The 18,108-nt window shown below is 76.3% G+C and carries 16 protein-coding genes and 1 pseudogene; 8 read left to right on the top strand and 9 right to left on the bottom strand.

What is annotated here, in order from left to right; all coding sequences use genetic code 11:
• Complete coding sequence (locus tag ACSUPR_RS01255; RefSeq protein ID WP_436892191.1) at positions 1-759, top strand: MerR family transcriptional regulator; 759 nt, start codon at positions 1-3, stop codon at positions 757-759.
• Positions 760-816: 57 nt separating this feature from the next.
• Here ACSUPR_RS01255 and ACSUPR_RS01250 read toward each other — a convergent pair whose 3' ends face one another.
• Entirely contained in the window at positions 817-1,737 is a 921-nt protein-coding gene (locus ACSUPR_RS01250) for an EamA family transporter (RefSeq protein WP_436888760.1), read from the bottom strand.
• A gap of 72 nt (positions 1,738-1,809) precedes the next feature.
• On the opposite strand from ACSUPR_RS01250, the gene ACSUPR_RS01245 reads away from it, so the two are divergent.
• Entirely contained in the window at positions 1,810-2,718 is a 909-nt protein-coding gene (locus ACSUPR_RS01245; protein ID WP_436888759.1) for a LysR family transcriptional regulator, read from the top strand.
• A 444-nt stretch (positions 2,719-3,162) separates the two neighbouring features.
• Here ACSUPR_RS01245 and ACSUPR_RS01240 read toward each other — a convergent pair.
• Positions 3,163-3,234, bottom strand: a pseudogene (locus ACSUPR_RS01240) (hypothetical protein); the annotation flags it as partial.
• Positions 3,235-3,285: 51 nt separating this feature from the next.
• Between ACSUPR_RS01240 and ACSUPR_RS01235 the strand changes: the two are divergent.
• The gene (locus ACSUPR_RS01235; protein WP_436888757.1) at positions 3,286-3,978 is read left to right on the top strand and encodes a TetR/AcrR family transcriptional regulator; all 693 of its coding nucleotides are present in this window, start codon (positions 3,286-3,288) and stop codon (positions 3,976-3,978) included.
• A gap of 13 nt (positions 3,979-3,991) precedes the next feature.
• Here the strand turns inward: ACSUPR_RS01235 and ACSUPR_RS01230 are convergent, their stop codons facing one another.
• Positions 3,992-4,303 carry a hypothetical protein gene (locus tag ACSUPR_RS01230; protein WP_436888755.1) on the bottom strand — a complete coding sequence of 104 codons (312 nt, stop codon included), beginning with the start codon at positions 4,301-4,303 and terminating at the stop codon, positions 3,992-3,994.
• A 372-nt stretch (positions 4,304-4,675) separates the two neighbouring features.
• Between ACSUPR_RS01230 and ACSUPR_RS01225 the strand changes: the two genes are divergently transcribed.
• The 3 genes from ACSUPR_RS01225 to ACSUPR_RS01215 are packed head-to-tail and all read left to right on the top strand — an operon-like array spanning position 4,676 to position 8,945.
• Entirely contained in the window at positions 4,676-5,248 is a 573-nt protein-coding gene (locus tag ACSUPR_RS01225) for a PadR family transcriptional regulator (RefSeq protein WP_436888754.1), read from the top strand.
• Complete coding sequence (locus tag ACSUPR_RS01220) at positions 5,245-6,012, top strand: ABC transporter ATP-binding protein (RefSeq protein ID WP_436888752.1); 768 nt, start codon at positions 5,245-5,247, stop codon at positions 6,010-6,012. The genes ACSUPR_RS01225 and ACSUPR_RS01220 overlap by 4 nt, the downstream gene beginning before the upstream one ends.
• Complete coding sequence (locus tag ACSUPR_RS01215; RefSeq protein ID WP_436888750.1) at positions 6,009-8,945, top strand: FtsX-like permease family protein; 2,937 nt, start codon at positions 6,009-6,011, stop codon at positions 8,943-8,945. Before ACSUPR_RS01220 ends, ACSUPR_RS01215 begins: the two co-directional genes overlap by 4 nt.
• Positions 8,946-9,040: 95 nt before the next feature.
• Here the strand turns inward: ACSUPR_RS01215 and ACSUPR_RS01210 are convergent, their stop codons facing one another.
• The 5 genes from ACSUPR_RS01210 to ACSUPR_RS01190 all read right to left on the bottom strand — a co-directional run bounded on the left by ACSUPR_RS01210 (position 9,041) and on the right by ACSUPR_RS01190 (position 12,820).
• Positions 9,041-9,502, bottom strand: a complete 462-nt coding sequence (locus tag ACSUPR_RS01210) for a S26 family signal peptidase (protein WP_436888748.1) — start codon at positions 9,500-9,502, stop codon at positions 9,041-9,043.
• On the bottom strand, positions 9,499-11,406 hold the full coding sequence (locus ACSUPR_RS01205; RefSeq protein WP_436888746.1) for an ABC transporter ATP-binding protein: 1,908 nt from the start codon (positions 11,404-11,406) through the stop codon (positions 9,499-9,501). The genes ACSUPR_RS01210 and ACSUPR_RS01205 overlap by 4 nt, the downstream gene beginning before the upstream one ends.
• Complete coding sequence (locus ACSUPR_RS01200) at positions 11,406-11,957, bottom strand: TlpA family protein disulfide reductase (RefSeq protein ID WP_436888745.1); 552 nt, start codon at positions 11,955-11,957, stop codon at positions 11,406-11,408. Before ACSUPR_RS01200 ends, ACSUPR_RS01205 begins: the two co-directional genes overlap by 1 nt.
• 14 nt (positions 11,958-11,971) lie before the next feature.
• A complete protein-coding gene (locus tag ACSUPR_RS01195; protein ID WP_436888743.1) occupies positions 11,972-12,538 on the bottom strand; it encodes a MauE/DoxX family redox-associated membrane protein in 567 nt (188 codons plus the stop codon).
• Positions 12,539-12,607: 69 nt separating this feature from the next.
• A complete protein-coding gene (locus ACSUPR_RS01190) occupies positions 12,608-12,820 on the bottom strand; it encodes a hypothetical protein (RefSeq protein ID WP_436888741.1) in 213 nt (70 codons plus the stop codon).
• A gap of 844 nt (positions 12,821-13,664) precedes the next feature.
• Between ACSUPR_RS01190 and ACSUPR_RS01185 the strand changes: the two genes are divergently transcribed.
• Together ACSUPR_RS01185 and ACSUPR_RS01180 are read left to right on the top strand one after the other, a co-directional pair.
• Positions 13,665-13,958: a hypothetical protein gene (locus ACSUPR_RS01185; protein ID WP_436888739.1), complete on the top strand. Its 294-nt coding sequence runs from the start codon at positions 13,665-13,667 to the stop codon at positions 13,956-13,958.
• A 435-nt stretch (positions 13,959-14,393) separates the two neighbouring features.
• Complete coding sequence (locus tag ACSUPR_RS01180) at positions 14,394-14,741, top strand: DUF3817 domain-containing protein (protein ID WP_436888737.1); 348 nt, start codon at positions 14,394-14,396, stop codon at positions 14,739-14,741.
• 262 nt (positions 14,742-15,003) lie between these two features.
• Here the strand turns inward: ACSUPR_RS01180 and ACSUPR_RS01175 are convergent, their stop codons facing one another.
• Entirely contained in the window at positions 15,004-18,096 is a 3,093-nt protein-coding gene (locus ACSUPR_RS01175; RefSeq protein WP_436888735.1) for a BTAD domain-containing putative transcriptional regulator, read from the bottom strand.
• Between the last annotated feature and the right edge of the window lie 12 nt (positions 18,097-18,108).

Here is an 18,108-nt window from a genome sequence, read left to right as displayed (position 1 = left end):
ATGCGGATATCCCAGCTGGCCGCACGCTCCGGCGTCCCGGCCACCACACTGCGCTTCTACGGGGCACGCGGGCTGCTGCCCGCCGACCGTTCCGCGTCCGGCCACCGGCTCTACGGGCCGGAGGCGGTGGAGCGGCTGGCGTTCATCGCCGCGGGCAAGCGGCTCGGCCTCGGCCTGGAGGAGATCGCCGGACTGCTGGGGGTGTGGCAGGACGGCGCCTGCTCCGAGGTGAAGGCGTCCCTGCGCCCCCGCATCGCCGAACGCATCGCCGCCGCCCGCGCCCGCGCCGGGGAGCTGGCCGCGTTCACCGCGGTGCTGCGCGGGACGCTGGAGCACCTGGACGCGCTGCCCGACCGGTCGGAGCGCTGCGGTCCCCGGTGCGGCCTCCCCGATCCGGCGGGACACCGGCCGGAGCCCGTCGGGCCGCCGCCGGTCCGGCCGGGCGGGGATGTCCGGCCGGTGGCCTGCTCGCTGGGGGCCCGGGACACGGCCGAGCGGCTCGGCCGGTGGAAGGCCGTACTGCGCGGCGCCGAACGCGAGGAGGTCTCCGCGGGGCTGCGCGTCAGCCTGCCCGCCGACCGGGCCGCCGAGGTGGCCGGGCTGGCCGCCGCCGAGCAGCGCTGCTGCCCGTTCTTCTCGTTCTCGCTGGTCTTCGACCACGAGAGCGTGCACCTGGAAGTGGGAGCCCCCGAACACGCCCGTGCGTTCCTCGGCGAGGTCTTCGGTGGATCCGGGTCCGCGAAGGCCTCCACGGGCTGATCGTCGAACGCGCTCCGACGGCCGTTCGGTGCGTCCTTGTGGCCCCCGGCGGGAGCCTCACACGCCGTGCGCCGGGCCGCCGCCGGGGCGGTGTTCACCGCCCCCTCCCCGGGGTACGGCCGGTCCGTCCGCACCCGGGCGGCGCCCGGTCCGGGAGTCCCCGCAGGCCACGATCCCCGCGCTGGCGGCCCCGACGCAGGCCAGGGCCAGCCACTGGAACGGGCTCGGATACTCGGCCAGGAGAAGTGCCCCGGCCGCTCCGGCGGCCGCGGGTTCGAGGCTCTGCATCACCCCGACCGTGCGGGGCGGAAGGCGCCGCAGCGCGGCGAACTCCAGGGAGTAGGGCAGCACGGAGGCCGACACCGCCACGGCCAGTCCCCCGAGGAGCACCGTCGGGGCGAGCAGACCCGCCCCGGACTCGGCCACGCCGACGGGTACCGTCAGTGCCGCGGCCCAGACCAGGGCCCACGCCAGCGGGGCCGCCGTGGCGGCGCCGGCCCCGGCCCGCCTGCTCAGCAGCAGGTAGGCGGCCATCGACACCCCCGAAGCCGACGCCAACAGCACTCCGGCCCATGCGTACTCCGCATCGCCCGGGCGGTGGAAGAGCCACAGTCCCAGACCCGCGACGGCGGCGAAGCCCAGGTCCCGGAGCCGCTTCGACGACAGCAGCGCGAGCGTGATCGGCCCCAGCAGCTGCAACGAGGCCGCAAGGCCCAGCGGCACGTACACCAGTGCCGGATAGACCAGGTTCATCCCGGCGATCGCGGTGCCCAGCCCCAGAACCAGGCAGGCTTCCCCACGGCCCCGCGGCGGCGGCGGGCGCACCGCCACGAGGAGCACCGCGGCCGCCAGGCTCAGCCTCAGAGCGACCACGCCGCCCGGACCGACCTGGTCGAACAGGCCCTTGCCCAGGGCCTGGCCGAACTGCACGCTCACCACACTGCACAGCACCAGCACCGGTGCGGGGATCCTTGCCATGCTTCCAGGCTCGAACGGACATCCTTTAACGTCAATCGACGGTTAATGGAGCATTCCATGTAATCTGGCTACATGATGGAGTCCCGGGGGATACGAGCCCTCCAGGCCGTGGCCGAGCACGGAACCGTCACCGCGGCCGCCGCGGCGTTGAACTTCACCCCCTCGGCCGTATCCCAGCAGATCGGCCGGCTCTCCGCCGACCTCGGTGTCGAACTGCTCCGGCAACGGGGCAGGCGAGTCGAGCCCACCACGGCCGCCCACCTCCTGCTGCACCGGGCCCAGGAGGTGAACGCCCTCTGGGAGGAGGCCAGGGCCCAGGTCGCCGGCACGGCGGGGACCGTGCACGGGATGCTGCGTTTTTGCGGTGTCTCCTCGGCGATCGCGGCGTACATCGCCCCCGCCGCGAGCGGCCTGGGCCGAACGCACCCCGGCGTCGAGACACGGATCAGGGAGGAGGAGAGCGAGGACTGCCACCGGCTCCTGGCGGCCGGGGAGTCCGATATCGCCGTGGTGCTCCCCACCCCGGACTCACCGGCGGTCACGGACCCGCGGTTCGAACAACGACCGCTCTCCGACGACCCGCAGGACCTCCTCGTCCCCCGGGACCATCCTCTGGCCGGCCGGCCCGGTGCCGAGCTGTCGGAGGCGGCCTCCGAGACCTGGATCGTCAAGCGCCACGGCAACGACACCTATCCCCTGCTGACCACGGCCTGCCTCTCGGCGGGCTTCACTCCCCGCATCGTCCACGAGGCCAAGGAGTGGTACGCGGTCTCCGCCCTGGTCTCCGAGGGGCTGGGGGTCTGCCTCCTACCGAGGATGGTGCCCGTCCCCGCCGACCACCGCGTGGTCCGGGTACCTCTCACGGGCCCCTTCGCGCCGTCCCGCCGGATCATGACCTGCGTACGCCGCGGCAGCGCACGGCATCCGATCGTCAGGGCGGGCCTGGAGGCCCTGGACGCGGTGGTGCGGGACCGCCGCTGAGCGCCGGCCCGTCGCGTGCGGGGCCGCCCCCGGGGCCGGCCGCCGTGGGGGCGCGCGGCTCCGTCTCCTCCGACGCGCACCGGTCCGGCGCCCCGCACGGGGCGGCGGCGAAGACCGGCGAACGGGGCCCAGGAGGGCCGGACCTCGTCGAAGAGGGCGAGGGCCCGGGCGGGGTCCGGACTCACGAGGCGCTCCAGGCCCGCGGTCGGTCTCGGGGTCGGCCCGCTCGTCCGGGCCGGGATTCCGGTCGCGCAGGACGGTCCCGTCGGTGTCCAGGACGCGCATAGCCCGGCCCTCGGACCGGGACAGGGCCTGTAACTCCGCCGGCAGCCCCGACATCTCCAGCGCCCGCCGGCCCGGTCCTTCGTGCAGGTCCAGCGTGCCGCCCGGGGGTCGGGCGTCCGGGCCGGGGGCGCGTTCGAGCACGGTGACAGGGTGGCCGTGGCGGTGCAGGACGCGGGCGAAGGCCGGGCCTCCGGGCCCGCCTCCCACGACGGCGATGCGGTGTCCCCCCATCGATACACCGCATCGCCTCCTGACGGTGTATCGCAACAGTACGGTGTGAGCATGACCGTGTGGGACCGCCCCGAGCCGCCCAAGCGCCCCGTTCCGCTGACCCGGGCGCTGATCGTCACCGCCGCCGTCGCGCTGGCCGACGAGGGCGGACTGGAGGCGGTGTCGGTGCGCAGGGTCGCCGCCCGGCTGAACGTCGGCCCGATGCGCCTGTACGGGTACATCGCCGCCAAGGAGGAGCTGTTCGACCTCATGGTCGACGCGGTCCACGCCGAGATCCTCCCCGAGACCCCGCCCCGCGGCTGGCGGGAGGTGCTGCGCGTGCGCGCCCACCGCACGAGGCAGGCCGCCCTCCGCCACGAGTGGCTGGCCGACCTGCTCGGCGGCCGCCCGAACCTGGGCCCCAACGCCCTGGCCGTGACCGAGGGCACGCTGGCCGCCCTCGACGGCCTCGCCGGACCGGACACCGTCCTGCGCGCCGTGGAGACCGTCAACGCCTACGTCACCGGCGCGGTCAGGCGCGAGATCGCCGACGTGCGGGCCGAGCGCGCCACCGGCCTGTCCCTGCGCGACCGGCAGCGCTCCGCCGGCCCGTACCTGCGGAAGATGCTGGACACGGGCCGCTTCCCGGCGCTGGCCCGGGCCGTGCACGAGGGTCCCGACGCGGACGCCGAGACGTCCTTCGCGACCGGCCTGGAGTGGATCCTGGACGCGGTGGCCGCCAGGCTCGACCGCCCCTCGCCCTGAGACCCGCGGCGTCTCAGGACGAGGCCGCCCCCGTGTCGGGGGCGGTGCACAGCCGGGCGGTCAGCGTGGCCAGGACCCGGTCCTGCCAGCGGTCCGGCGTCCAGCCCCGGTCGCGCACGAAGAGCAGGTACAGCTGCGGGCCGAGCAGGCCGAAGAGCAGGTCCGCGGCCGCCTCCGCGGTGACGCCGGGGCGCAGGCCGGGCTTGTCCGCCAGCGCCGCGCCCGGCGCGCCGCCGCCGATGTTCGGCTGGGCCGTGTTCTTTTGGACCTCCGCTCCGCGTTCGGCGCCCCCGGAGGGCGGGAACCCCCGGCCCCACGGGAACATCCCCGTTCCCCGGACACCCCTCCGGGCCCCCAGAACCCCGCCGACGCCTCACACACCCCCGCGGAACAGGACGGCATCCGAAGAACAGGTCCTGGAAGCACCCGGCGCCTTCGACGATCCGCCGGCCGGGGTGAGCACGAGGAGCCGCGCGCGCGGTTCTCCGGCTGGGACCTGGTCGACACCGCCCCGGCACCGATCCCGTTCCCACCTTCTGGTCCACCCTGCGCCGCCACTGAGGCCGAGGGGCCCTCCGGCCGCCCGGAGGGCCCCCGCGGTCCACGGCACCGGTCCGCACTGTTTATAGTTATCCGGTAACTGGTTACTCGGTAATCAGACGTTCCCCTGCGACGAACTCCGGAGGCTTCCGTGCCGGTGAAATTCGGGCTCCTGGCGCTGCTCTCCCGCGGCCCCGCCACCACCTACCAGCTCAAGAAGGACTTCGACCTCACCACCGGCCAGAGCTGGCCGCTCAACATCGGCCAGGTGTCCACCACCCTGGGCCGCCTGGAACGCGACGGCCTGGTGGAGCGCGGGGCCGGGGAGGACGCCGCGGCCGCCCCCTGGCACCTGACCGCCTCCGGCCGCGAGGAGCTCGGCCGCTGGTGGCTCAGCCCGGTGTCGCGCAGGAACCAGGGCCGCGACGAGCTGATGGTCAAACTCGCCCTGGCGGTCGTCGTCCCGGGCGTGGACGTGGCGGCGCTGGTGCAGCGGCAGCGCTCGGCGATGCAGCGTCTGCTGCACGACGTCACCCGCGCCAGGCGCGCGGTCGGACCGGGCGACCTGACCGCGCGCCTGGTCCTGGACCACCACATCTTCGCGACCGAGGCCGAACTGCGCTGGCTGGACGCGGTGGAGGGCGAGGTGGCCCGCGCGGGCGCGGCCCTGCCCACCGCTCCCGCAGCTCCCGCCGTCTCCGCCGACGAGCACTCGGAGGCGAACCGATGAGCCTGCCCCTTCCCGCCCCCGGTGCCCCCGCCGCCCCGCCCTCCCCCGCGCCCGCGCTGGTGCTGGCCGGGGTGACCCGCGCGCACGGGGAGGACGCCCGGCGCGTGACCGCCCTGGCGGACGCCGACCTGGTCCTGGAACCGGGTGAGTTCGTCGCCGTCATGGGCCCCTCCGGGTCGGGCAAGTCCACCCTGCTCAACCTGGCCGGCGGCCTGGACGCGCCGACCGCGGGCCGGGTCCTGGTCCAGGGCGTCGACCTGGGGACCCTGACGGCCGCCGGCCGGGCGGTGGTGCGGCGCCGCTCGGTCGGGTACGTGTTCCAGGACTTCAACCTGCTGCCGGCACTGACCGCGGCCGAGAACGTCGCGTTCCCCCTGGAGCTGGACGGGCTGTCCGCGCGCCGGGCCCGGCGCGCGGCGCTGGAGGCCCTGGCCGAGGTGGGCGTGGGCGACCTCGCCGACCGCAGGCCGGAGGACATGTCGGGCGGCCAGGCCCAGCGCGTGGCGATCGCCCGCGCCCTGGTGGGCCCGCGCCGCCTGCTGCTCGCCGACGAGCCGACGGGTGCGCTGGACTCCGCGACCGGCACGGCCGTGCTGCGGCTGCTGCGCGAGCGGGCCGACGGCGGCGCCGCGGTGCTGATGGTCACCCACGAGGCCCGGTTCGCGGCCTGGGCGGACCGGACCGTCTTCCTGCGCGACGGCCGGATCATCGACGAGACCGGCCCCTCCGACGCCGCCGACCTGCTCGGGGGTGCCGCCTCGTGAACGCCTTCGCCAACGCCGCGGAGGCCTGGAACCGGAGGCGTCCCGCACTGCGGCTGGCCGCCCGGGACGCGGCCCGCCACCGCGCGCGCACGGCCCTGGCCTCGCTCATGGTGGCCCTGCCGGTGGCCGCCCTCATCGCGGGCACCGGGCTGACGCAGTCCGGCCCGCCCGCCCGCGAGGCGGCACTGGCGGGGATCCCTGACGGGGTGCAGGCGGTCGTCACCGCCACCGCCGTCCCCCGCACGGGGCAGCCGTTCCCGCAGCTGCCCGAGGGCGCGCCGGGCCCGTGGGTGGACGACACCGGGCAGATGCCCGCCTCGGCGGAGGAGGTGGCCGCGCACCTGCCCGAGGAGAACCGGCTGCTCCCCTACTGGAACTCCCCCGAGCTGCTGGCCACCACGGGGACCGACCTGGCCCCGGGCGAGGAGACCGCGGCGGGCGCCCGGGTGGTGGAGGGCCTCGACCCGGCCGGGGTGGCCACGGCCCGGATGACCGAGGCGGGAGGCGAGGCACTGGGCCTGCTGCTGCCCGAACCCGCCGAGGGGGACGCCCCCGCGGACGCGGCCGAGGCGGTGGTCACCTCCGCGCTCGCCGACCGCCTGGGACTCGGGGTGGGCGACACGCTCACCCTCGTCGCCCCGCCGTTCAACGGCTGGTACAGCACGGACGGGCGGATCGGCGACGCGGTGCAGGACTCCCAGCGCGCCTACCGCGTGTCCGGGATCGTCGCCGACGGCGAACCCCGGGCCTGGGCGCACGACACCTGGATCTCCCGGCTGGCCGAGGCCGACCCGACGGGGATCGACCGGCGCTGGCTCGTCGTCGGCGACGCGCCCGTGACCTGGGACCAGGCCAGGGCGATCAACCCGCTCCAGGCGTTCGCGGTGTCCCGGCACGTGCTCACCGACGGCTACCCGGGGCCGGACGAGCTGTACCCGGTACCCGTCGACCCGGCGGCGCTGCTGCTGCGGATCGTCACGGTGCTCCTCACCGCCGTGCTCGGCTCGATGCTGGTGCTGTTCCTGGTCACCCCGGCGTTCGCCGTGTCCACGGACCAGGCCCGCCGCACCCTGGGGCTGGCAGCGGCGACCGGGGCGACCGGGGCGGACCTGCGGCGGATCATCACCGCGCAGGGACTGGTGGTCGGCCTGGCGGGCGGCGTGCTGGGCGCCGGACTGGGGGTGGGAGCGGCGCTGGCCGCCGACCTGGTCCTGGAGCGGATGGGCGGAGCCCAGGCGGGGGTGGTGGACCCGGCACTGCGGTTCCCCTGGTGGGTGTTCCCGGCGGCGATCGGGGTGGCGGTGCTGCTGGGGGTGGTCTCCACCCTGGTCCCGGCCCGGACCGCGGCGCGCGTGCAGCCGGTGGAGGCGCTCAAGGACCGGCCGCCGCGGCGGCGCCGCGGGGCGGACCGGCCCGGGATCCGCCTGCTGTCGGCGGCGGGACCGCTGCTGCTGGCCGCCGCGGTCGCGTCGGGGGCGGCGGGCCTGGCGCTGCCGGTGCCGGAGCGCCCGGAGCACCTGGCGCCGACGGGGCCTCCCCCGGGGGCGGGGCCGGTCGTGGTACTGCTGGTGCTCACCCTGGGGTTCGCGGTGGCGGGGCTGATGCTGTGCGTGCGGTCCGTCACCGCGGTGGGGGCCCGGTTCGCCGGCCGCCTGCCGCCGGTGCCGCGCCTGGCCCTGCGCGACGCCGCCGACCACCGGTCCCGGTTCCTGCCGGCCGCCCTCGCGGTCCTGGTCACGGTGTGCGCGGCCTCCTACCTGGTGGTCATGGCCGGTTCCACGACGGCGAACGAGAAGGACCGCACAGGTGAGGCGGTCGCGGGCGGGCGGCTGATCCTGGGGGCCCGGGTACCGGTGGGCGAGGAGTTCGACCGGCTGGTCATCACCGACGCGATCGACGCGCTCGCCGAGGAGCTGCCCGTGGTCGGCCACGAGCCGGTCCGTTCGCCGCAGGCATCGGAGGGGGCGGAGGCCGTGTACTTCGGTCCCCTGGCACCGGAGGGCCGCGCCTGCCCGCCGGACCGCCACCCCGACACGGCCTCGTCGGTCGAGGTCGGCGCGCCGCTGGTCTGCACCGGCTGGGAGCAGGCCTACAGCCCGGGGATGTCCACCGCCTGGTGGGGCGGTTCGGACGGCTTCGTCATGACGGGCGACGCCCTGCGCGCCTCGGGACTGCCCGGGGCACAGGAGGCGGCGGAGGTCCTCGACGCCGGGGGCGTGGTCGTCAACAGCGCGGCCGTGCTGTCCGAGGAGGGCACGGTCCGCGTCGCCCTCTCCTCCGAGCCGATCCCGGAGGAGCACAGCGCCGAGCGGGTCGAGGAGCTGCCCGGGGTGTTCCTGCGGGGGTTCGCCCCCAGGATCGCGCTCTCCCCGGAGACGGCGCGGGACCTGGAGATCACCGGGCTCCAGTACATCGCCGAGTACCCGGTCCTGTCCCGGGAGCTGACCCACGGCGAGCTGGACCGGGCCAGGAAGATCATCGAGGGGCGCACCTCCCTGGTGTGGGTCGCGGAACCCGTCCACCGCCACCCGTGGGGGCACGACGAGGCACTGGTCCCCATCGCCCTGCTGGCCGCCCTGGCGGTGGCCGCGGCGGCGATCTCCCTGCTGCTGGCCCGCACGCAGTCGCACCGGGACTTCGCCACCATGCACGCGGTCGGCGCGGCCCCGGCGTTCCTGCGCCGGTTCGCGTTCACGCAGGCCGTGGTGGTGCTGGCCGCGGGGCTGCCCCTGGGACTGGCGGCCGGGATCTGCCTGGGCGTGTACCGGGTGGCGTGGAACCGCTCGCTCCATGTGGACGGGGCCTGGCTGGACACCGTCCCGCTGTGGGGTGTGCAGGCGGTGCTGGCGCTGGCGGTGGTCGCGGCCGGGCTGGCGGCGGCGACCCTGGCCGGGCGTCCGCCGCGGCGGATCACCCGCCGCCCCATCGACTGAGCGGTCGGCCCGCGCCGGAACGGGGCGCGGGCCGACCGCGGTGTCGGACCGCGGCCGGGGCCCGCCGCGGTGGCGTCCGCGCGCGGGCTCCGCGGTCAGGTCCCGGCACCCGGCGACGGGGCCAGCCGCCGGACCACCACACCGAGCACCTGGTGCTCGGGGCAGGGCCCGTGGTGGCGGGAGTCGATGCTGCCGGTGTTGTCGCCGAGCAGCGCCAGGTGCCCGGCCGGGACCGTGCCGTCGATGCCGACGGCGGCGGGGTAGCGCTCCCCCGCCGTGGCGGCGACGCGTTTGATGTACCAGCCGCTTGCGGCGACCCGGCGTGCCGGCGGGGCCGCCTCCCGCCATCCGGTGCCCTCCCGCGGGCGCCCGACCACGACCACCGCGCCGCGTTCCAGGCCGCGCCGCCCGCGCCGCACCAGCACCCGGTCGCCCGCGGCGAGAGCGGGCGCCATGCTCTGGCCGTCCACGGTGACGACCACGTAGGCCCCGCGCAGGCGCACCACCGCCAGCGCCATCAGCAGGGCCGCCGGGACCGCGGCGAGCCACAACGTCACGCGGTCACCTCCGCCGCGGGCGGGGCTGCGGGCGGGACCTGCCCGGTGTACCCCTCGGCCTGGAGGGCGAACAGCCGGGCGTACTCCCCGTCCAGCGCCATCAGCTCCTCGTGCCGCCCCTGCTCGGTGATCCGCCCGCCCTGGAGCACCACGATCCGGTCCGCCTCGCGGATCGCGCCCAGGCGGTGCGACACCAGGACGGTCGCCGTCCCGCGGCGCAGGGTCTGCAGCCGGTCGTGGACCTCCCGTTCGGCCTGGGGGTCCAGGCCCGAGGTCGGCTCGTCCACGATCAGCAGGTCCCGGCCCCGGCGCATGAGCGCACGCGCGATGGCGAGCCGCTGCCACTGGCCGCCGGAGAGGGTGACGCCGGACTCCTCGTCCTCCTCCCCCTGGTAGAACTCGCGGGAGAGCATGGTGTCGTACCCGCTGGGCAGCCCGGTGACGAACCCGTCCGCCCCCGCCTCGCGCGCCGCCCCGCGGATCCGGTCGGCGTCGCCGAGGTGCTCCAGGGAGCCGAGCGCGATGTTCTCCCGCACCGGCAGGTCGTAGGACATGAAGTCCTGGAACACCGCGCTCATCCGCGCGCGCAGTTCCGCCACCTCCATCTCCCGGATGTCCTCGCCGTCCCAGAGCACGCGCCCGCGCGTGGGGTCGTACATGCGGCACAGGAGTTTGACGAGGGTGCTCTTGCCCGCGCCGTTGAGCCCCACCAGCGCCAGGGTCCCTCCGGCGGGGACGGTGAGGGAGACGCCCCGCAGCACCCAGGGCCCGTCGTCGGTGTAGCGGAACCACACGTCCTCCAGGCGGACGGCGGTGCGCAGCGGCCCGATCGGGCGCGGGGAGTCGGGCACGGGCAGGTCCGGGGGGGTGTCCATGACGTCGTCGTAGTGGCCCATGAGCAGCAGGGCCTGGTAGGCGCGGGAGAGGGTCTCCACCGTTCCCGCCAGGGCGTTCTGCACCCCGGCGACGGCGGCCACGAAGGCGGCCACGTCGCCGATGGTGAACTCTCCGCGCATGGCGGCGCCCGCCATCCACACCAGCCCGCCCGCCGGGACGAGGGCGCCCAGCAGGGAAAGCGGCGCGTGGGCGGCCACCGTCCTGCGGTCCACCCGCTCCTCCGCGCGGTTGACCTCGGCGGTCTCCTCGCGCATCCGGCCGAGCAGGAAGCCGCCGGCCCCGAACAGGCGCGTCTCCTTGATCGCGGCCGTGTTCACCATGAGCGCCCGGTAGAACACCTGGCGGCGCAGGCGCGGGCTCATCCGCCACATCATCCCGGCCCGGCGGCGGTTGAGCGAGAGCTGGACGAGCAGGGCGGGCACGGCCGCCAGCACCGTGACCGCGGTGACCACCGGGCTGATCGTCACCAGGATGCCGAGGAAGCCGGTGATCATCAGGGCGGTCGTGACGATGCCGAAGAGGGACTCGATGATCTCCTCCGGGGCCGAGCTCGCCGAGGTCTGTGCCAGGCGCAGCCGGTCCAGGAAAGCCGGGTCCTCGAAGCGGCGCAGCCCGTCGAGCCGGTCGACCTTGGCGTAGAGGCGCTGCTGCACCACCAGGCCGACCCCGCGGCGGATGCGTCCGCCCAGGTAGGTGGCCAGGTGGCCGGACAGGGCCGTGGCGAGGGTGCACACGCCCAGGAGCACGACCACCCGGACCGGTTCGCCCGCCAGCGCGGCGGGCACCCCCGGGGCCTGGCCGCCGAACTGGAGGGTGTCCAGCAGCCACTTGGTGAGGAGGGTGACGGCCGCGGGCAGCAGCCCGGTCACGACGTTCAGCAGGGCGTAGGCGGTCAGCGACCGGGGGGCCGCCCGCCAGGCGATCTCCAGGGAGCGCAGGGCCCGCGCGCACGCGGCGCGCGGGCCCGGTCCCCCCGTGTCGGGACGGTCGGCACGGGAGCGGCCCATCAGGCCCCCACGAGCGCGGTCCGCAGGTCCTCGACGGCCACCGCCGAGCGCACGACCGTGCCCGTGGCGTCGGCGAAGACGAAGGCGGGGATCCCGGTGAGCGAGAACGCCTGCCCGGCCTCGTGGTGGATGGTCTGCATGACCACGGTGGTGTGCCCCTCCAGGACGGAGGTGTAGGTCTCCGCGTCGCCCCGGGGGTCGCCGACGAAGGCGATGACCCGCTCGGGGGGCAGGCCGACCTCGCGTGCGAAGTCCACCAGCGGCCGCAGCTGGTCCTTGCACGAGCCGCAGCCGGTGTCGAGGAAGGCGTACAGGGCCATGCCGCCGCGCAGCCCCGACGAGGTGACGGTCTCCCCCGCGGTGCTGACGCCGGTGAACTCGGGGACCTCCATCCCGGCGGGGATGTCCGCCAGGTCGGCCGGCGGTGCGCCGGCCCCGCCGGCGGGGGACCCCTCCAGGTTCCGCAGGCGGCGGACGAGTGCCAGGGTCAGCAGCAGGTTGAACAGGGCCAGGGCGGTCAGCAGCACGACCGCCGCGGTGAGGATTGCCACGGTTGTCTCCAGGTTCAGGAACGGTGGGGTCGCGCGTCGGCCCGTGTCCGGCCGCCGGTGCCGAAGAGGTCGACCAGGTCGTCGAAGTAGAAGGTGACGGCCGTGACGGCGGCGGCGGCGACGGCGGCCAGGGCGGTCTCCGCCCAGGAGGCGGGGGGCGCGTCGGCGGTGGCCCACGCTCCCGCCAGTCCGGCCGCGGCCGCGCAGGTCAGGGCGAGGTTGCGCCACACGTGCGGCGGTCCCAGGTCGGACCGGGCCTTGCCGAAGCAGGCGCAGGGGACGGCGGTGTCGGCGCGCACGGAGTACAGGGCCAGCAGGGTGAACGCGGCGAACAGGGCGGTGGCCGCGGCGAGGGCGGGCAGCCGCGCCCAGGTCCCGGTCAGCAGGGCCAGACCGACCGCGAGCTCGGCGGCGATGTGGGCGGCGGAGGCCGCGCGGACGGGCAGGCCGGGCGTGCGCAGGCGTTCGGCCAGGACCGTCCAGGTCGCCTCGTTGTCGCGGGTGCCGATCTTGGCGAGTCCGGAGGCGAGGAAGACCCCGGCGACGGCCAGTTGCAGGAAGAGTGCGGTGAGCGAGAGCAAGGTGTGCCTCAGGAGGGGAGGGGTGCGGGACCGGTGGCGGCCCGTCGGGAGGCCGCCACCGGAGAGGGGTCAGCGGCAGCAGCCGACCGGGTCCCAGCGGTAGCTGCCGTCGCTGCACTGGTACTTGTAGTCGCGGCTGAGGTAGTAGCCGCTGCCGCCGCAGTAGGGGAGGCGGCAGCGGTAGGTGGTGTAGCTGCACTCGAACTGGTCGGCCTTGGCGGTGGCCTTGGGCGCCAGCCGCTCCAGGAGGCTGTCGCCGAGGCGGGTGAGGGAGACCTTCATGGTCACTCCTGTGTTTCGGGTACGTGTCGTGGTTCACACTCCGGCCGGAGCGAGAGCCACTGTAGGACCGGAATGGGGCGGACCGAGGGACGGGGAAGTCCGGTTGAGCAAAATTTGAGCTTTATCGGAAGTCGTCCCAGTTCGGTGGAGAAATGTCAGGCAGGAGGCCTGCGGATTCTCCTCCGAGCCATTCACCTGGGGAAAGGCGTTCCAGGATCGGAGTTTTCCGGGGAAAACCGGCTTTCCTTCATGTTCGGAATCCCGCGCCGGGACGGGTCGAATCGCCAGCGGTGACTCCGGGGCACACCCCGGGTCGCGTTCCCGGGCCCGCACCCGGAGCCCCGAAAACCCCTCCGGGAGAAGAGAAGGCCCGCTTTCTTTTTTTCGCACAGAAAGGGGCCGACCGTATCGTAGGGCGCCAGAGGATTTCCACCGAGAGCGCGGCCGAGCATTTGAGCTTCATTTGAGCTTGGCCGCGCCCGTCACGGAGGGTGATGACCGGCGAGCGGGCCGGGGCCCGCCGCCGCGCCTTCGGCCGCCCCCGCGCGCGGAACGTCACCGCACGTCAGCAAGGCCGAAACGGTCGGGAGAGCCCGGAGCGCCACCGGGGCACCCGAACATCCCGCGCACCGGAGGCGGTTTCCGTGCGCCGCGCCGGAACCGGCGGAAGCCGAAGCCGGAAATGAATTCCTCACCTTGGCCCGGGTGCGGGAGAAAAAATAACTCTTGTCTTTTCCCGGCTCCCCTGCTTCCATGACCGTGCCCCGGGAGGATCGCACTCCCGGGTTTTCCGGTTCCCGCGTGCGGGTCCCGGAAAAACGAGGAACCCAGGAGAGGGAATTCCATGAAGAGCATGCTCAAGAAGATCGGCGCGGTGGCGGCGGCCGGCGCGATCGGCGCGACGCTGATGCAGGCTCCGGCCTGGGCCTACGTCTACGGCTACCCGATCACGACGGCTCCGGTGCGGACCGAGCCGTACGCGAGCGCCCACGCCGTCGACACGGTCGCCCCCGGCGAATACGTCCTGCTGGAATGCTCCCTGCTCAACAAGCACGGGAACCACTGGTACCGCACCCGGGGCGGCAAGTTCTACACCTACGCGGGCCACTACCCGTCGTACAACCTGCCCAACTGCTGATCCGGGCGCACACGGGGGTGCGGCCGCGTCCGGGCGGAGGGGATGCCGCCCGGCCGCGGCCGCGGCCGCGCGCCGTGCCGCGCGGGCCCGGCACACGGCCGCCGGGCGCGGCGGTCCGGGCCCGGCGCTCGGCGGCGGGGCCGTGGTCACAGGCGGCGAAGCCGACGGTGGCGCCCGGCCTCGGCGCCCCCCGGAACGCGCCGCCGCAGCGGATACCTCTCGACGCGGCGCCTCTGGGCCGGGGCGGTCGTTCCGGGCTCCCCTTGGCGGGGTCCCGGGGCGGGGCGGGGGACCCTTGAGGCCGGCCCTACCCGGCCGTCCTCCTGCACCGGGGGCGCCTCCGGGCTCCCGAAAGCGTGTTCTAGCCTGGTCCCGGTCCCCGGTGCGCACGCTCCGGGCCGACCGTGCCCGCGCCACCGCGACCGGAGGACACCCGTGAACATCCCAGCCCTGGTGAACGCGATCGCCTTCCGCGTGATCGCCGTCGTCGAAGCCCTGACCTGGGTCGGCCTGCTGGCGGGCATGTACGTCAAGTACCTGGGGAGCGGCAGCGAGCGGGGCGTGGAGGTCTTCGGCATGCTGCACGGGATCGCGTTCATGCTCTACGTCGCGGTCTGCCTGGTCTCGGCGGTCCACCTGCGCTGGGGCGTGTGGCCGACCCTGCTGGCGCTGGCCGCCTCCGTTCCGCCGCTGTTCACGCTCATCGCCGACCTGTGGCTGCACCGCAGCGGGCGGCTGCCCCGGATCCGCGGCGCCGCGCGCGTCCCCGAGACCGTGGGCTGAGCCGCTTCCCGGCAACGGGAGGGGGCACCCGTGCCCGGCTCCGCCTCCGCACCGGCCGGCGGGGGCCGCGCGGTCCGTCGCCACCGGGGTCCCGGTAGGTACCCGGCCCGGGGTCGGGGACGTATCCGGCCCGGTGCGCGTCCGGCCTCGGCCCCGCGGGCCCGGGGTCGGGCCGCCCTCCGCGTGCGGGCGCCGCTCGCCGCCGACCGCGCCCACCGCCGTCCGCTCCGTCCGCGCCCCGGCACCCGTGCCCGGCGCCGTGTCACCCGCCGCCCGCGGGGACCGCTCCCCCCGTCGCGATGCGGGCGCGGGTGCGGTCCACGTCCCAGCCCTCGATCCCGGTGAGCGGTGCCCCGGCGCCCGCGCGCAGGGCGGCGGCGCGGTCCAGCAGGTCGGCGGCCGCCGCGTGCTCCCCGGCCAGGGAGCGCGCCCCCGCCTCGCCCTCCAGGGCCAGGGCCCGGGCCCGGGGGTCCCCGCTGCGCCGGGCCTGCTCCCCTCCCCGGGCGTGCAGCTCCAGCGCCCGCTCCGGCTCGCCCCGCTGTTCGGCGATGTAGCCCAGCTGCGTGTGGATGAACGCCGCGCCGATGTGCCCGTCGGTGCGGAGGTTCCACTCCAGCCACCGGGACAGGACGGCCTCGGCCTTCCCCAGGTCGCCGCGGCGGCGCGCGGTGAGCGCGATGCCCGCGTCCGCGTACTGGGCGGCGACCGTGTCGTCCTGTTCTTCCGCCAGGCGCAGGGCGCGGCCGTGCAGGGCGTCGGCTCGGTCGAGGTCCCCGGCCAGCAGGGCGACGCGCCCCAGCCCGGCCGCGTGCCGGGACACCGCGCGCCACAGGCGCAGGTCCTCGGCGATCCGCAGCCCCTCCCCGTGCCGCCGGGCCGCCTCGTCCACGTCGCCCAGCGCCTCGGCGACCTGGGCCAGGGCGTCGGAGGCCTGGAGCAGCCCCCACGGGTCGCCGAGGTCGCGCAGGGCGGTCTCGGCACCGCGCCCCTCGGCCAGGGCCGCCGCCAGGTCGCCGCGCCCGAACGCGGCCAGGGCCAGGTCGACCCGGGCCAGGGCCGCCGTCCAGGGGTCCCCGGCCTCCTCGGCCGCCGCCAGGACGGCTGCGGTCCTCTCCCCGGCGGCGCCCGGGTCGCCCAGGCCCCGCCGGGTGAACCCGGTGAACCAGGCCAGGCGGGCCCGGACCGCCGGGTCGGCGATGCGCGCCAGCAGGGCGTCCGCACCGTCGCGCCGCCGCTCGTCCCCGGTGGCGTGCCGGGCCAGGGCCGCCCGCAGCACCGCTGCCCTGGCCCGCGGCTCCTCCGGCTCCCCCGCCCCGGCGGGCACCGCCAGTGCGGTGTCCAGCGCGGTGCGGGCCTGGGCGGTGCGGCCGCGCAGGAAGCGGTACCAGGCCAGGTCGGCCGCCAGGCGCAGGGCGGTGGGGGCGTCGCCCGCGCGGACGGCGTACGAGGAGGCGGCGCGCAGGTTGGCGTCCTCCCGGTCCAGCAGGGCCAGGGCCCCGGCCTGGTCCGGGCCGCGCAGGCGGGCGTCGGCCTCCCCGGCCAGGTCGGCGAAGTACGCGGCGTGGCGGGCGCGGGCCCGGTTCTCCCGCCCCGCGGCGGCCAGGTGTTCCAGGGCGTAGGCGGCCACCGACTCCAGCAGCCGGTAGCGGGTCCCCTCCGGGCGTGTGGAGGCGACGACCAGCGACCGGTCCACCAGGGCGCCGACCAGGTCCGGGGTGCCGCCGCCGACCGCCTCGGCGGCGGCCGGGTCGCAGCCGTCGGCGAACACCGCCAGCCGGGACAGCAGGGCGCGTTCGGGGCCGGTGAGGGGCTCCCAGCTCCAGTCGATGGTCGCGCGCAGGGTGCGCTGGCGGGCGGGCGCGTCCCGGCGTCCGCCGCCCAGCAGGGTGAACCGGTCGTCGAGGCGGGCGGCCAGCTCGGGGGCCCGGAGGTGGCGCATCCGGGTGGCGGCCAGTTCCAGGGCCAGGGGGATGCCGTCCAGGCGGCGGCAGATCGCGGCGACGGCGGCGACGGTGTCCGGGTCGGTGCCGGGGCGGGCGCCCGCGGCCTCGGCTCGGGCCAGGAACAGGCGGGCGGCCGGGGAGGCCTCCACCGCCGCCGGGGTGTCGTCGGCCGGCGGCTCCAGGGGCGCCAGGGGGTACAGGTACTCCCCCGCCACGGCCAGGGGCGACTGCGAGGTGGCCAGGATCCGCAGGTCCGGCAGGGCCGCCAGGAGGCCGGAGACCAGCTCGGCGACCTCCTCCACCAGGTGTTCGCAGTTGTCCAGGAGCAGCAGGGCGGGGCGTCCGCGCAGCAGGGCGGCGATCCGGCCGCCGAGGTCCCCGTCCCCGTCGCGGACGCCCAGCGCGGTGGCCAGGGCGGCGCCGGGGTCCCTGTCCAGGGCCGCCAGGTCCACCGGGACGGCGGGGTCGGCGGCTGTCCGGCGGGCCGCGGCCAGGGCCAGGCTGGTCTTGCCCACCCCGCCGGGTCCGGTGACGGTGACCAGGCGGTACCGCTCCAGGAGGCCGTGCACGGCCGCGACCTCGGTTTCGCGGCCCACCAGGTCGGACGCTGCGGCGGGCAGGTTCCCGGCGGGCGGGGCGGGGAGCCGGTCCGGGGCGGGGGCCCGGCGCGGGAGGAGGGCGGGGTCCTGGACCAGCACCGCGCGGTGCAGGGCGGCCAGCTCCGGCCCGGGGTCCACCCCCAGGTCGTCGGCCAGGCGGGCGCGCAGCTCCTCGTAGCGGGTGAGCGCCTCGCCCTGGCGCCCGGCGGCGTACAGGGCGCGGACCAGGGCGGCGTGCAGCCGCTCCCGGTAGGGGTGTTCGCGGGCCGGGCCCGCCAGGGCGTCGGCCAGTCCGGCGTGGTCGCCCAGCTCCAGGCGGGCCCCGGCGAGGTCCTCCAGTGCGGTCAGCCGCCGCTCCTCCAGGAGGGCGGCGTCCTCCCGGGCCCCGTCCAGGTCGGCGAACCCGGCGGCGGCCGGCCCCCGCCACAGGTCCAGGGCGCGGGAGAGCAGGTCGGCGCGCCCGCGGGGGGCGGCCCCGCGGGCTCGGTCGAGCAGCTCCTCGAACCGGTCCGCGTCCAGGTCGGCGCCGTGGAGCAGGTAGCCGGGCGGACGGTGGCGCACCAGGGCGCGCCCGCCCGGCTCGGCGCGCTCCAGGGCGCCGCGCAGCTGGGAGACGCGGGCCTGCAGGACCGCCGCCGGCCGGGCCGGCGGCTGGTCGCCCCACAGTGCGGCGACCAGCCGGTCGGCGGGGACCACCCCTCCCCGGGCCAGCGCCAGGAGCACCAGCAGGGCGCGGACCTTGGTGTCGGCGACGGCCACGGGACCCCCGTCCCCCGTACGGACCTCCAGCGGACCCAACACCCCCACGCGCATGGGCCAACCGTA

Source organism: Nocardiopsis dassonvillei (genome assembly GCF_964273065.1).
Classification (GTDB): Bacteria; Actinomycetota; Actinomycetes; order Streptosporangiales; family Streptosporangiaceae; genus Nocardiopsis; species Nocardiopsis dassonvillei_B.
Note: the sequence above shows the minus strand (reverse complement) of the source record. Positions and strands in the feature narration are given on the sequence as shown.